The following is a 14,641-nucleotide window of genomic DNA, read 5'->3' as shown; positions in this document are numbered from 1 at the left end:
ACCTAACTCAGTCAAGGTCAGTGTCTTACATTCAATCAGTGCCTTAGAGGCCAGCATCAAGCTGTTTAATCGTTTTAGGTGAAGTTCTGGGCAGTATTGGTGTAAAGAATGTTGTAGGATATTGGCTTCGCGCATCTTGTTGTCCAAGTGTAGTTTTTAGCGAAACCATTTGATCATGCAACAAGATGCGCTTCCACCCTAATTTGATGATTTATTTGTAAATCATCAGGGGATTCTTCAGCGCCAAATACTGCTGGTGGCTAATGCGGTTGTCTCGAAATAACGCATTAATAAATCTAGCGCCATTAGAAGATAAGCCATTACCGCCCGATCTGCCTGAGTCCGTTAATCAAGCGTTGTTACAATCCCCAGATTTTATTACAAATTGCCGATTCAATAACCTGCATGAGTTTAGTCGTGTTTTATCGCAGATTGATCGCTATACCACTCATGGTGCGATGCTTGGGATTCTTGAGCAGATAGGAGAGAGCGCGCATTTCGAGCACTTAAAAAACAACTTAATTGATGATGAGGCGATATCCAGTAGTCAATTAGAGGGGGCCGCGACAACGACTATTCTTGCAAAAGAAATGCTCAGGAAAAAGCGTAAGCCTCGCACAGAAGACGAACGCATGATTTCGGGGAACTTTGATTTAATGCAAGCTGCGTGGGATCTCAAAGATGAGCCACTTAGTATTGGGTTGATACAAGAGCTGCATAAGGTTGGTACCCAAACTCTAGAACAGAAAAAGTACACATCGGGAGCATTTAGGATCCGAGACAATGTGGTTGTGGTTAACTCTATTGGTGAAACCGTTCATCAGCCGCCAAAGCATGATGCTATTGAGCGCTTATTGTCTCGGGTAGCGAATTGGCTAAACTCGACTGACGATCAGATTCATCCCGTTATACGGGCCATTACTCTGCATTTTGTGATCGGCTATGTTCATCCCTTCCTTGATGGTAATGGTCGGGTGGCAAGAGCTTTGTTCTATTGGTATATGTTTAAGTGTGGCTATACCGGATTCCGTTACATTGCGATTTCAGCATTATTGAAAAAAGCGCCAATTCAATATGGCCAAAGCTATTTGGATTGTGAGCATGACAACTTAGATTTAACGTATTTTATCAAATATCAGTTAAGTGTTATCCATCGGGCCATTGCTGAATTTATGTCTATATATGAAGGTGCAGCATATCGAATGAATGAATTAGACGAGCAGTATTCTGGCTTAGAAGATATTGAGAAAAAAATTATTGGCTTTGTTGCTGGTGAGCCTCGTTATCGAAAAAAACCTACGATTACAGCGAGAGAGACTGAAAGATTGCTGGGGGTAAGTTACAACACGGTAAAGCAAAAACTTGATGATATGGTTACTGCTGGAATACTCGGACGTGAAAAAATGGGTAAAGCGACAGAATATTTTTTGGCATAAACATAATCTGCTGCGTTGTCACGTAAAGACCGACATATGAGATCGTATGGAACATACAACTTGGCATAAGTGGTTGAATACCTTTGCGTGGTACGTGGCGTAAACCCAAGATATTTTTAATATAGATGTTCTCAATCTTAACGCGCTGTTGCCCCAAAGTGAGTTTCAGGCGCATAACTTATCTTAAAGCCAGTAATTAGTTATGCTATAAATTATCTAATGTCATTTTTAATCGAGATGCGTGCCATGGCTAAAAAACGGTTGTCAGAAAAAGACCTTGTAGAAGGACTAACACGCCATACAGCAAACGCTGATGAACTCGCTACTACAAGTGAAAGAGATTGGGGCTCTTATTCTGAAGATACGGATAAGGCTGACAGCGATTTTCTAATTCAAAGAGATGACGTTTTCGACGCAACCCGAATGGAAAGATTGCTGCTTTAATAAAAATGGAACGCTTGATGGTGAAACTCTTAAAGCCATTAAAGTGCTTGCTGAATCAAGCACACCATCCGAAATCGATTACAGAATGGCTTTAATAAGGATTGAAGCCTTATTCGATGCGGAGCCAGGTTCACCTGAAGGTGATGAACTTGAGCTGCTAGTTTCTTTTGTTGAAGCATACGAAGAAGAACACTATCCGATATAAATTAAGCTAGTTGTAGTCGTTTTTTGTCACATTTGAAAGTGCGAATCCAGCGTGCTTATTCACCCTCGAATATCGCGTTTCTATAAACGACAAGCCACATTAAGTGGTTCTATTACGCGTTACAGCTACCAAAGCATTAGTAGATGATTTTCGGGTGTATAAAGAAGGGAAAGGCCTGCCTACCACCTCTGGCCGCGACGTTCCTTACCTGTTTACCCATAACCGCTCGTATTTTGAATTTACAACATCTGCATTTCAAAGCTGCAGGTTTTCCGCTCAAGCTAGTGCAATTCAAACGGGCCAGCGGTTATGTTCTGGTGTAATGGCTTGTTCTCATTGGCTATTACATTAGGATTAAAGAAAGCAAGCTTAGAAAGTTGGGAGGTTTTCCACTCACCACTAAATCCATTGAAGCGAATCTCAGGCATATTCTTTTCAACACTCATCCTGCTCGACAGCTATACCTGAGTGAGTGTGACGGATCGCCTGCGGTGCGGATCACATAGGCTCATGCTACTTGAGCAATGCAGCAAAATGCTGATTGAGTTCGTTTTGTATGACGTTAAGGCGCGTCACTATGCTGTCAAACGATGCCGGGGTGGTAAAAAACATCCCTCCCGCGATAGCCTGGGCGTGATCCTTGGCGATCTCGTCTAATCTTTTAGGTGTTGGGATCAGTGTTAGCTGTCCTTGAAGGATTTTTTCGTAATCGACGCCTTGGTTTGCGAAGCGGTATTTTTTCATCTCGATGACGGCCAGCATCGCCTCTGGCGTATTATAAGGATCTGCAAATCCCATCCTTAACAGGCAATCGACATCATACCAATGTCGAGCGAGTCTGTTTGGATTGGGCTCCTTTTCTTGGGTGGCAAATTGATGGAGTGCCGTTAATTTTTCCCAAAGAATAAAGTCTCTCTGGTATGCCATCACTTTTGCTTTGGGCAATGCCAAGGATTGGAAAGCCGTAATGCTATCCATGTAGCATGCGACATCGATGACTTCCGTTGGTTTGCCGCGATTTCTACCACCAAATTCTAATAGTATATGATCAAGTTGATAGTCATTAGCGCTATGGGTGACTCGCGGGAAATGGATATCAATTTTTTCACCATGAGAGTCAGGCTCAACGTTGGCGCAGAGCCCTGCTATGTTGTACTGGGCGAATCGAGCATTCAGTGTTTCAACTAAGTTATTGCTCCACTGCACTAAGCGTTTTTGTTGAGCATCTCTAAACTTTCTATTTTGGCTAGTGCTTTGAGTGCTTGTTTTCCACGCGGTCAACTCATCCTCTTCAGATAACCCAGATAAATCAGCCCAGTGGATAGATAAATCAATGTCTTCTGAGAATCGCTCAATAGCCCCCCAGCATTTACTGAGTGCGGTTCCACCTTTAAAGGCTACAGAGCAGTCTCCGAGCAGCCTTTCGTCATAAAGTAGGCGGAGTATTTCAGCCACCCAAACATCCTTTTCTAAAAAGTTAGCTACTAAGCCATGCTCATGTTGCTGAGCGGCATATTCAAACATGGTGGCGAGTTCCGGATGTTTGGATTTATCTGCGTACCAGTCAAAAATGCTCATCATCTGAGGTTGCTCTCTAGTTGATGTAACTTGGAATGCCACATTTTCAATATTGGGCTGTTACTGAGTTTTCGAATAACTTCAATTGCTTCATTTTCAAGAAGATTTAAACGCTTTATCGCCATAAGCAGGGTCGCGACAGAAGTGTGTTCCGGCGATAAAGAGAGCAAGCCTCTCAATAAGGTTCCCTCTGGCTTATTTATCCACTGCAATTTGGTTTCTGTCGTATGTTTGACTTGCACCGTTTGATGACCAACATGGAACTCACGACTGGGTCCTGTCGTCCAATATACGGCTTTAACGGGCGCTTGCGTTTGCATGCCAAGTCGATAAGCCGATTCTAGTCCTTGAGGCGCTATTTTATAGTGATGAGTCCGTGCCCATGTCTGCGCGACGTCTTCTGCCTTTGCCGTAATCTTGATAGACGGAATGCTAGGTAAAGGTTTGGGGCGGGAATAGAACCCCTTTGCCACACGAACCACTTCCCCTGTTTGGGCTAGTCGGCTCATTGCCTTTTGAACTGATGTCGTCGTGCCTAGAGAATAAAAATTCTCTATAGAAAATGGGACGCCTCGTTTCATTCGAGATAGTCTATTGGCAACTAACGCGGATACTGACAAAGCTTTAATCCTGACAGATATTATTGATGTGACTTTATTGTAGCTCATTAATGATATGGTTTATAGCTAACTTTGCGTCAGGATAAATTGGTTTAGATATGATTGGTGGAGAGAGTATGTTTGCTGAAGAGTTAAGGGCAATTGATGCAAGGCTGGACGAGTTGGCAAGAGAGCGTGAAATATTGTTGGCAAGACGCTCTATATTACTCGACGCTGATCTTGGCACATTGCACTTAAGCGCTTCTCAGAAAATCGATATCTATATGGCGCTTTTTCGGGGACGACAAGATATCTATGCTAACCGCTGGCAGAACCAGCAAGGACGTAGCGGGTACTCAGTGAGTTGCCATAATGAGTGGCAACAAGATAAGTGTCATAAACCAAAAATTAAGTGTACTGAATGCGTCAACCAAGCATTTAAGTTGTTAGACCGACAAGCTATATATGATCATCTTTCAGGTCGTCAAACGTTAGGTTTATACCCCCTGCTGGAAGATAATCGTTGTTGGTTACTCGCGGCAGACTTTGATAAGTCAGATTGGCAAGAGGCAGTTTCTGCTTTTCGACAAGCTTGTCGGGAGCTAGGTGTTCCTTTTAGCGTGGAACGCTCTCGATCTGGAAATGGTGCTCATATTTGGGTATTTTTTGAAACCCCAGTATCCGCTTCAGCTGCGAGGCAATTGGGTTTTATCTTGCTTGATAAAGCAATGGAATATCATGCTGGGTTGTCATTTGAATCTTATGATCGGCTGTTCCCTAATCAGGATGTTTTACCCATTGGTGGCTTTGGTAATTTGATCGCTCTTCCTTTGCAAAATGTCCCTCGACAACAAGGAAATAGCGTATTTATTGATGATTTTTTTGCGCCTTATGTCGATCAATGGGCCTATTTAGCATCCACTAAGAAACTAACCGATATTCAATTAAATATCATTCTTGATGGTAAGCAAGGTGTAAAGCCTGACGCAAACAGAGTACCTTGGTTACGCAATTTTGTTAAAAGCACAGAAGTGGTAGCGGGGTGTCCGCAGAGGCTGACTCTCGTTGTGGCTAATCGTTTATATATTCGTATTGATGCCTTACCGCTGGCATTGTTGGCAAAACTCAAGCGTATTGCGAGTTTTTCAAATCCGGTGTTTTTTAGAACTCAGGCATTACGATTTTCAACCAATGGGATCCCGCGCTTTATTTGTTTGGCTGAAGTTGAAAATGATTATTTAGCATTGCCTCGTGGCTGCTTTGATGAAGTGTCTAGCTTGCTTAAAGATCATTCGATTGAGATTGAGTTGGAAGATAAGCGCCAGCAAGGGACCATCTTAAAGGGGTTAGTGTTCAACGGTGAGCTGAGAAAAAATCAAAAGACAGCCGTTGAAGTATTGGCAAAGCATGATATCGGTATATTGCATGCCCCAACAGCTTTTGGCAAAACCGTTGCTGCAATAGGTTTGATCCACAGACGTAAAGTGAACACCTTAGTGTTAGTACACAGTCGGCAGTTATTGGATCAATGGAAAGAACGATTAGCTGTTTTTCTGACGGATTGTGAAGTCGGTTTAATGGGAGGTGGGAAACGCAAATTTACCGGCCAAATCGATATCGCGACTTATCAAAGTTTGATTAGTCGAAAGGATAATAGTGTTGATCCTATTATTTATGACTATGGTCACGTCATTATTGATGAATGCCATCATATTTCTGCTCCCAACTATGAAAGACTGCTGCATGAAGTTCATGCTAAATATGTTTTGGGGATCACTGCCACGCCTCACCGTCAGGACGGTCATCAGCCGATAATTTTTATGCAAGCGGGCCCAATCAGGCATGTTGTTGCGAATCAGGGGAATAATTTTGTACAACAGGTCAGGCTGTCAAAATTGCAATTTGAAGTACCATCAGAGCTCACCGGTGCCGGAAGTCGGCCGCATATTGCAGATGTATATCGTTGGCTCGCAAATAACGAGCAACGAAATGACATTATAGTTGATGATATTTTTGCCGCTATTACGCAGCAACGACACCCCATTGTCCTGACTGAGCGAAGAGAGCACGCTGAGTTATTGGGTCATTTATTATCAAAAAGAGGGATCCATGTCTTGCTTTTGCGTGGGGCTATGGGCACTAAAGAACGAAAGCTTGCGATGGGAATGTTGAATAGTGCTCAAGTTATTGTTGCAACAGGGAAATATATTGGGGAAGGTTTTGATTTACCTAAGCTCGATACCTTATTTCTTGTTATGCCCATATCTTGGAAAGGCTCATTAGTTCAATATGTAGGGAGAATACAAAGGCAGTTTGAGGGAAAAGATCGCGTGATTGTATTTGATTATCTCGATACTTCGCTGCCAATGCTCTGCCGAATGTACCAAAAGAGGGCGAAAGGTTATGCCGCGATGGGGTATCAGATTTTAGATAAGCATGCTGAGCTACCGCAGAACAATTTGTGTTTAGACTTGTAAAGGCGGAGGGGGTTAGGCATTTATTTTCAATAAGTGTCTGTAATAGCTGTTAATTTCTATCGGTATCTTTGTTCAACGCCACAGGTGAGGATTTTGCGTCTACCTGCCAACCCGGAAGAACTGAAGTAAGCTAAGCGCTGAGTAAGAGTTGAAACATGTATAGTGGCTTAAGCTAGTCGTTTAGGTGGGTTATTTTTTAATTAAAATCAATACCTTGAAATTGTCTTCTTTTCTATTTCATGAAAATGCTAAAAAGAGCAGCGTGGCATTAAGGGTTGTCGGTCAGCTTTGTCTTCGTTCGGCGTTGTTGCCTAAATGAATGAACCTTCCGTCTCAGATGCGATCAGATCCTGTGAATACCACGCAGGAACCGCTATCAGATGGGCAAATCTAAATCTCGCATTACCAATTGGCCGGAATATAACAAGGCGTTGACCAACCGAGGCTCACTGACTTTTTGGATAGACGAGCAGGCGCTCAACCTCTGGTGTCACACTGAACACCATGGTGGTCGAGGTCGGGGATTTCAATACAGTGACACGGCGATAGAAACCGCCTTAATGCTCAAAGGTTTGTTTAATCTCCCCTTGCGAGCACTAGAAGGTTTTCTCAACTCAGTGTTTAGTTTGATGAGTCTGCAATTAACTTCACCTGGTTACAGCTGCATCAGCAAGCGGGCAAAGACAGTCAAAGTTAACTACCGCCCCCCTTGCCGAGGCGCGATTGCTCACTTAGTTGTCGATGCCACAGGACTGAAAGTATATGGCGAAGGTGAATGGAAAATGCGTAAACATGGTAAGGAAAAACGCCGAACTTGGCGTAAGTTGCACCTTGCGATAGATGCGGCCACACATGAAGTCATCGCAGCCGAAGTCAGTTTAGAGAGTGTGGCAGATAGTGAGGTTCTCCCAACGTTATTAAACCCACTAAGGCGCAAGGTAAAACAAGTGTCAGCTGACGGTGCTTATGACACCAAAAAATGTCATAAGCTGCTGAAACGCAGAGGGTGTAAACCTACGATACCGCCGCGAAAAAATGCAGGTTATTGGGAAGAAGGTCATCCCAGAAACGAGGCCGTCAGCGCTCTGAAAAGTGATGAACTCAAACAATGGAAACAAGAGAATGACTATCACCAACGCTCCCTGTCAGAAACAGCTATGTATCGTTACAAGCAACTGATTAGCCCGAAATTGAGCCTGCGGGACTACAACGGCCAAGTCGGCGAGGCACTGGCTGGTGTGAAAGTGATGAACAAAGTCATAGGACTGGGTATGCCTATTCGCCAGAGGGTCAATTAATACCAGGAACCCTTTTAGGAAAAGGCATACCTAAGATTGATTTAGGCAACAACGCCTCTTCGTTCTAATTCCGTATTTACATAGCATTAAGCTTGCATAAGATTAATAAAATTAAACAGCAGACTATCTTGTGTAATTAAATTTATCTTATTTATATAGCGCTTGCTAAGCGGATATTAATTGTTGGCTATAATCGTGAAACTATGGAAAACTGTTAATTATCCGCTTAAGAAGCTTGTTGTGAGTAATTTATTATTTAATAGAAAGTAGATTTCTTTCTATTATTTTTTGATTTTTTGCACTGACATTTAATATGCGTTTCTGTTTAATTGACCATACTTTATTGGCAAGAATCTTCCCTCTTAACGATAGATCTTTTGCATTAATCAGTTTAATGACACTTTCCATATCGGATTCGTCTGTATTAAGACCAGAGATTACTATATCAGTGTAAATATCCCAACCTATTGGTCTTAATAGTAAATAACCTCCATCAACACTATTTCGGTAATCAATAACTCTTGAATTATCTTGAACGACTTGAGATAGCTCAGTACTATTTGTAAATGTGAGTTCAAAGAAGCTCCTCACATATTCAAATAGAAAATTATAGTCTCTGTAACGAAGTCTTTCTAATTCTGATATTTTGACATTCAATTTATTGGCAACTAATTTTTGAACGTTATCGTATATATTAACTATAGAGGTAATACTTGTTTTATCTCTAACAGGACCAGAGCTGAATGAAATATTACTTTCATTCAGGTAAGGAAATTCGTGTGATTCTAATAGCCCCCTTGTAATGCAAGCAGCTATATCATCTTCATCTAGAGCAATGATTGCATCTTTACTTACTAACTTAGCTTTTTTATTTAAGGTAGTAAATAATCGCCTTGAACGTACTTTACCACTAGGAGTATTAGAGTGTGCAACGATAATGACATTAATTAACTCTTTACCGATTGCATCATTTCTATCTATAGCGCCCTTTATGCCTGCAAGTCTATGTTGCCCATCAAGAGCAAAGAACTTTTCTTTTTTTGTTACAGATAAAAATCCAATACAGTCCTCTGCATAATCAGGAAATTCTAATTGACGAGATTCCTCATTGTTAGGTCTTAAGTTATCAACGTTATGCCAATTAGGGTCTCCATCATAAACAGCAACAACTAAAGAATTAAAGAATCTATCCTCATTCTCTAGTAGATAATTTGTTATCTCTTCCGCTCTATCACTATTCAATTCCCTCTGGATTTTGTCTGATAGTTTTTCTATCTGATGAAGTTCATCAGCAAAACCAATTAGCTCTCCAGCATCTGATAATCTCATCATGCAACTATAAGTAGTCCAACTACCTATAAAGCCCCTTAGGCATGGTAATACAAGTCTCTTATCCATTATAATCTTACTCCTCTAAGCAAAGTCCGCACTTCTGCAGAGAAGTCCATTTGACAACAAGGTGGAACAAACACATCTGCTAAAATTCTCTCTACCGCAGACGTTGATTGTCCATCTGGTATAGTCGCGTAATGATAAACTAGATGGTCTGAAAAATGCTTTATCAGTTTCTTTACTCTAGAGCGACGATAATATCCCGATCTATTTACATAATCTCGAAATCTATTGGCAATTGTGTTATCTGAATCCGTATCGCCAGCTTTACCTACATACATAACATAAGAGTTTCTTGGTAAATTCGCGTTTTCAAAGCTCACCATAAAAATATAAACCCCTTGTTGATCAGGAAAATCATGCGCTTGATGATCATTATATCTTACAGGGGTCCAATCTAAATTAGGTAAGTCCTCAGACCTTCTCACTAATGTCGGGCATAATAAAAAAGGGAAGCTATTTTTAAAAAATCCCAAGAAGGCTTCCCTGTGCTCATCTTCATCTAAGTCATCGATATCATCATCGATTTCTTCGTAAATACTCTCCACAAAAACTCCATTTAAAGATAACTATTAGGGATAAAAAACTGGTTTGCTTATAACGTCTTAGTATTTATGCGCTGCGCTGTTTACCTCATTAGACCAGTAAAAACGCGCATTGTTAACTAGTTGTATTACATAGAACTTATCAGCTTTCGATTGTTTTTCATATACAAGAATCTATCAGGAAAACGCGCATACGCTTTTTCCAAACCTATTATCTAAAATGGTATTTTTTAAGCAATTGATTATAAATGTTTTTATCTTTAGAGGTTTGATGTAATACGCACAGATATCGACTCAAAACCAATCGCCAGTTTGGTTTCTGCGTATCGCAGTTTTTTCACCTTTGGATTCGCGAGGAAGTAGGCGAGCATCAGTGGGCCGAGGCTACCCATGAACACATGGATTAAGAAGCTATAGCGATTAAATGGCGATAACAATGCGTAAAGCGACTGATTTTTAAGAATGAGTCAGTGGTTAACAAACTTATCAATGAGTGGAACTACATAGATGTCATGTATAGAAAACTTGAAAAACGAAACGTGTTTTCTCCGTCATGTATAATTTTTGAGGAAAATTATACATATTGAATCTCTTAAGTATAAAAAAGAGCGAAATTTATCTATATAGACTCGTTTGCTTTGCTTACTACTGGCGCCACTAAATATTTAGAGCAACTGGTCGAGTGCGGATTTTTAACGAAACAAAAAGTGGGGCGCGCTAACTATTACATTAACGCCCCCTTGTGCCAGTTGCTGATTGCCCACAGCTAAACTGATTGTAACTATGGTGTTTTTTGCAGTGCCTGCCGTCTAACCAATTGCCAGTTTGGTTTCTGCGTAGCGCAGTTTCTTGGTCCTTGGGCTGGCGAGGAAGTAGGCGAGTACGAGTGGGCCGAGGCGACCCATGAACATTATAAAAATGATGATGGCTTGGCCTAGAGTCGTTAAGTTGCCTGTCAGACCTCGGGACAAACCGACTGTGCCCAGTGCCGATACGGCCTCAAAGACGATATCAATTAACGGTGCGTTTTCACTTAATACCAGTGCGAAGATGGCTAGCCAAGTAACGCCAATGGAGATCATGGTTAGCGCCAAGGCTTTGCTGACAGTGTCTTTGGGGATCTCGCGCTTAAATACATAAATGGCTTCATCGCGGCGTAAGTAGCCATAAGTAGCCAAGATGAGCACCATAAAAGTGACCACCTTAATACCGCTGGCGGTACTTAGTGAGCCGCCGCCAATAAACATCAATACCAGCATGAGTAGCGTTGTACCATCTTCGAGTTGGTCTATGGCTAGCGTATTAAAGCCTGCGGTGCGCGGTGTCACGGCTTGAAACCATGAGGCTAACCATTTCCCGAGTTCGCTTAAGGGCGCCAAGGTATTGGGCTTGTTGTACTCAATAAAGTAAATCGCAATTACGGCGACGGCGTTGATAATTATAGTGCCTGTGATCATCATGCGGCTGTAAACGCTGAGTTTTGACCAACGTTTGTTCCTACGAAGATCTATCCACACCGAGAATCCAAGGCCACCTATGATGAGCAGGCCCGTGATGGTGAGATTTATGACAGGATCGGCAACATAGGGCATTAGGCTGTCGGCACTGAGGGCAAAACCTGCGTTGTTAAAAGCGCTGATGGTGTAGAAAAAACCGTGGAATAAGCTGGTTTGCCAGCCGAGTTCCTGACTCCAGTACACGGAAAGAATGGCCATGCCTACGGCTTCAACCAATAAGGAAAACACTAACACTGATTTTGCCGTTGACACTAGAGTAGATGTATCTGTTTGATTAAAGCCTCTTTTGCGACTGTTTGGTGTAAAAAACCAATTCTGCCGCCAATGGCGATCAAGGTGACAATGGCAAAGGTCATCAGCCCAAGTCCACCGCATTGAATTAACAGCGCTATGACGATTTGCCCAAAGGGCGTAAAAACAGTGCCAGTATCGACAACAACCAGCCCTGTAACTGTTACTGCCGAGGTGGCCGTGAACAGACTTTGTAGCCACGTAATAGACGATTCGGTTGCTATGGGCAGTTTGAGTAAGCAAGTGCCTAAGATGATCAACAATGCAAAGCTCACGCTTAGGATGAAGGGCGGTGCGCCTAACAGCTTTTTAGTCGACTTGGGTTTATGCTCAATCGCCATGATGGAGGGATGCCATTGAACCAAGTTACACCAACCTTGGCGCTAGGTATTTGAGCTCAGTACGGCTACCGCAGAGCAGTAAGGCGTCATTCGTTTGCAGGATAAATTGACTATCAATTTTGCTGAAAACCGTCAGATCCCGCTTAACCATAATGGCGGCGACTTTGCCTTTAGGATTGCGTATCACATTGCTTTTTGCATCATCTTTAACATCATCCTGTGCAGCGCCTAGGAGTTGGCTGACAGTAGTTTGATCAAGGTGAGGCTTGATATGGATTTCGACTACATAGAGACCATCACCAATCGGCAGGAAATTGTTCACCATAGGATAGTTGAGTGACTGGGCGACACGTATGCCCATTTCTTCCTCTGGATGTATGATGCGGGCGACGCCGAGTTTAGAGACGATAGTGTGATGGGCTTTAGTGCTGGCCTTGACCCAAATGACTTCTACTCCCAGATTTTTCAGTGCCAAGGTGCACAGCAAACTTGATTGCATATCTTCGCCAATTGCGACCAGAACGGCTTCACTGTTTGCGAGGTCTAGCTCACGTAGTGCGGCTTCGTCGGAACAATCACAAATAACCGCTTCGGTTAAGTCTTCTACGTATTTTTCCACCATTTTAGGGTCACTATCCACGCCAGTGACCGTGTGGCCTAAGTGGATCAATTCTAGGCTAGCGGCGACACCAAATCGCCCTAAGCCAATAACGGTAAAATGTGCCATTAAAATATCCTTTTCTATTTTATAACAAATGCTTATCTATTGTTTGTTAAGCGATAACCTAGGCCCGCTTCTGTCTTAATGAGCTGCTGCTCGCTGCTGTCATTGAGTTTTTTACGTAACTGACTGACTAAGATCCGCAGATAATGACTGTCTTCTTGATGGGTTTTACCCCAAATATCCCGCAGTAATTCAGTTTGTTTAACGAGCTGACCAGGGTGAGACATTAAGGTCTCCATCAGGGCAAACTCCTTTTTGGTTAAGGCGATTTCTTGCTGATCGAGCCAAAGCTGGTGGGTACTTTTTTGCAACTTAAGTGCGCCAAACTGCAGTAAATCACTTAATGGCGGTTCATCGACTAAATCGCGGACTAAAACCTTGATGCGAGCGATTAACTCCCTGATCCCAAATGGCTTGCTGAGATAGTCATTGGCGCCTGCTTCCAAAAGACGAATTTTTTCTTCCTCTTGATCGCGGGCGGTTAAGATAAGCACAGGCACTTTGTCACTCTGACGTAGGGTTTGCAGCAAGCTGATGCCATCACCATCGGGTAGGCCAAGATCGAGCACTAACACGTGTGGCTGCTGCGCATGATATTGCGCTAGGGCTGACGCAATCGAGGCGGCGCCATGATATTCGAATCCTTCCGCTTCTAACGATATCCGCATAAAAGTGTGGATTTGCGCTTCGTCATCGACGACCAGCACCTTATAAGCCATTTATTCCTCTCCCTTTTTTATCGGCAATGCGATACGAATAAGGCTGCCATGAGCGACAGGTTCGGCGCTGATCTGGCCACCATGGGCGGTAATTATGCCCTTAGCAACAGCAAGCCCAAGGCCCGAGCCGCTATCGGTTGAGGGATGCTGGCGATAAAAGAGTTCAAAAATTGCCTGCGCTTGAGCGGGTTCTATGCCAAGACCCTCATCTTGGATATCTAACAATAATGCATCGCCCTGCTGATACGCCTTTACTATGACTTGCTTATCAGAAGGCGAATAGCGCAGCGCATTATCCAATACATTAAAAATAGCTTGCTCAATCAATGAACTGCAGATCATCAGTGACGGTAGATCGGCGTCACTCTTGATGATAATACGCGGCTGCGTGGCTGGAAAACGGGCAATAGCTTGGTGCAATACATTCACTATTGCGTCTTCACTCAAGCTAAATTTGAGTGCGCCGTGTTGTAACTTAGTGGCTTGCAGCAGGTTTTCGATATATTGGTGCAGGCGATGGCTTTCGGCCGCCGCGCTATCAATCAGCTCATCCTTTTGGTCTGGGCTGAGCTTAGGCATGTATTCTTTTAAGGTGGTGAGCGTGCCAATAATAGTGGCGAGTGGGGTGCGTAAATCGTGGGAAACCGACAGCAAAATACTGTTGCGTAACTGAGCTTGTTCGAGAGCATCTTGCTGACGTCGATAGTGTTCAGCTAATTTGCTGGTGGTGAGGGCGACAAGCAGAAACACACTGAGATTGAGAATGTCCTCAAGATTAAACATCTGGAGTGAATAACGTGGTGTGGTAAATAGAAAATTAAAGCTGGTCGCCTCAAATACTGCCGCAAAATAGGCCAAGTTGGCGTTGCATTGTAGGGCTACGGTCACTACGGCCAATTGTAAAATCAGCAGTACGGCGATAGTCGAGTTTGAAAAGTGATCGATAAAGGCGCTGCTGAAAATGGCCGTCACTAGCACTATGAAGGTAAATAAAGTCGGGTGCGAACGCCAGTATTGTGTCATGGGAGCCGCTATGGATGAAGTCATGAATAGAAAGACGCATATAAAGAAAGTG

12 protein-coding genes and 2 pseudogenes are annotated in these 14,641 nt (G+C 42.9%); 5 read left to right on the top strand and 9 right to left on the bottom strand.

The window, feature by feature from the left end; all coding sequences use genetic code 11:
• Positions 1-135, bottom strand: a pseudogene (locus L5M17_RS10675) (IS4 family transposase); the annotation flags it as partial.
• 134 nt (positions 136-269) lie between these two features.
• Here L5M17_RS10675 and L5M17_RS10670 point away from each other — a divergent pair.
• Positions 270-1,436, top strand: a complete 1,167-nt coding sequence (locus L5M17_RS10670) for a Fic family protein (protein WP_263147271.1) — start codon at positions 270-272, stop codon at positions 1,434-1,436.
• 400 nt (positions 1,437-1,836) lie between these two features.
• Entirely contained in the window at positions 1,837-2,085 is a 249-nt protein-coding gene (locus tag L5M17_RS10665; RefSeq protein WP_263147268.1) for a hypothetical protein, read from the top strand.
• Between the two features lie 513 nt (positions 2,086-2,598).
• Here the strand turns inward: L5M17_RS10665 and L5M17_RS10660 are convergent.
• Positions 2,599-3,666 carry a nucleotidyl transferase AbiEii/AbiGii toxin family protein gene (locus tag L5M17_RS10660; protein WP_263147266.1) on the bottom strand — a complete coding sequence of 356 codons (1,068 nt, stop codon included), beginning with the start codon at positions 3,664-3,666 and terminating at the stop codon, positions 2,599-2,601.
• A complete protein-coding gene (locus L5M17_RS10655; protein WP_012196480.1) occupies positions 3,663-4,331 on the bottom strand; it encodes a DUF6088 family protein in 669 nt (222 codons plus the stop codon). Before L5M17_RS10655 ends, L5M17_RS10660 begins: the two co-directional genes overlap by 4 nt.
• Positions 4,332-4,399: 68 nt before the next feature.
• On the opposite strand from L5M17_RS10655, the gene L5M17_RS10650 reads away from it, so the two are divergent.
• Both L5M17_RS10650 and L5M17_RS10645 read left to right on the top strand, forming a co-directional pair.
• A complete protein-coding gene (locus L5M17_RS10650) occupies positions 4,400-6,739 on the top strand; it encodes a TOTE conflict system archaeo-eukaryotic primase domain-containing protein (RefSeq protein ID WP_263147261.1) in 2,340 nt (779 codons plus the stop codon).
• A gap of 380 nt (positions 6,740-7,119) precedes the next feature.
• Positions 7,120-8,037: an IS5-like element ISSpu16 family transposase gene (locus L5M17_RS10645; protein ID WP_014610914.1), complete on the top strand. Its 918-nt coding sequence runs from the start codon at positions 7,120-7,122 to the stop codon at positions 8,035-8,037.
• 252 nt (positions 8,038-8,289) lie between these two features.
• Here the strand turns inward: L5M17_RS10645 and L5M17_RS10640 are convergent, their stop codons facing one another.
• Positions 8,290-9,435 (bottom strand): DNA sulfur modification protein DndB, encoded by a 1,146-nt coding sequence (locus tag L5M17_RS10640; RefSeq protein ID WP_263147256.1) that lies wholly within the window; start codon positions 9,433-9,435, stop codon positions 8,290-8,292.
• A complete protein-coding gene (locus L5M17_RS10635) occupies positions 9,435-9,977 on the bottom strand; it encodes a hypothetical protein (protein WP_263147253.1) in 543 nt (180 codons plus the stop codon). The genes L5M17_RS10640 and L5M17_RS10635 overlap by 1 nt, the downstream gene beginning before the upstream one ends.
• Positions 9,978-10,612: 635 nt before the next feature.
• Here L5M17_RS10635 and L5M17_RS23135 point away from each other — a divergent pair.
• The gene (locus L5M17_RS23135; protein WP_330147829.1) at positions 10,613-10,744 is read left to right on the top strand and encodes a hypothetical protein; all 132 of its coding nucleotides are present in this window, start codon (positions 10,613-10,615) and stop codon (positions 10,742-10,744) included.
• Positions 10,745-10,783: 39 nt separating this feature from the next.
• Here the strand turns inward: L5M17_RS23135 and L5M17_RS10630 are convergent.
• The 4 genes and pseudogenes from L5M17_RS10630 to L5M17_RS10615 form a co-directional block, all read right to left on the bottom strand.
• Positions 10,784-12,147: pseudogene (locus tag L5M17_RS10630) on the bottom strand (TrkH family potassium uptake protein).
• A 1-nt stretch (position 12,148) separates the two neighbouring features.
• The gene (locus L5M17_RS10625; protein WP_105250904.1) at positions 12,149-12,850 is read right to left on the bottom strand and encodes a potassium channel family protein; all 702 of its coding nucleotides are present in this window, start codon (positions 12,848-12,850) and stop codon (positions 12,149-12,151) included.
• A 32-nt stretch (positions 12,851-12,882) separates the two neighbouring features.
• Positions 12,883-13,566, bottom strand: coding sequence for a response regulator transcription factor (locus tag L5M17_RS10620; RefSeq protein WP_131524531.1), 684 nt, complete (start codon positions 13,564-13,566; stop codon positions 12,883-12,885).
• A complete protein-coding gene (locus L5M17_RS10615; RefSeq protein WP_263147249.1) occupies positions 13,567-14,613 on the bottom strand; it encodes a PAS domain-containing sensor histidine kinase in 1,047 nt (348 codons plus the stop codon).
• Between the last annotated feature and the right edge of the window lie 28 nt (positions 14,614-14,641).

The organism is Shewanella sp. SW24 (assembly GCF_025653395.1).
Taxonomy (GTDB): Bacteria; Pseudomonadota; Gammaproteobacteria; order Enterobacterales; family Shewanellaceae; genus Shewanella; species Shewanella oncorhynchi.
Note: the sequence above shows the minus strand (reverse complement) of the source record. Positions and strands in the feature narration are given on the sequence as shown.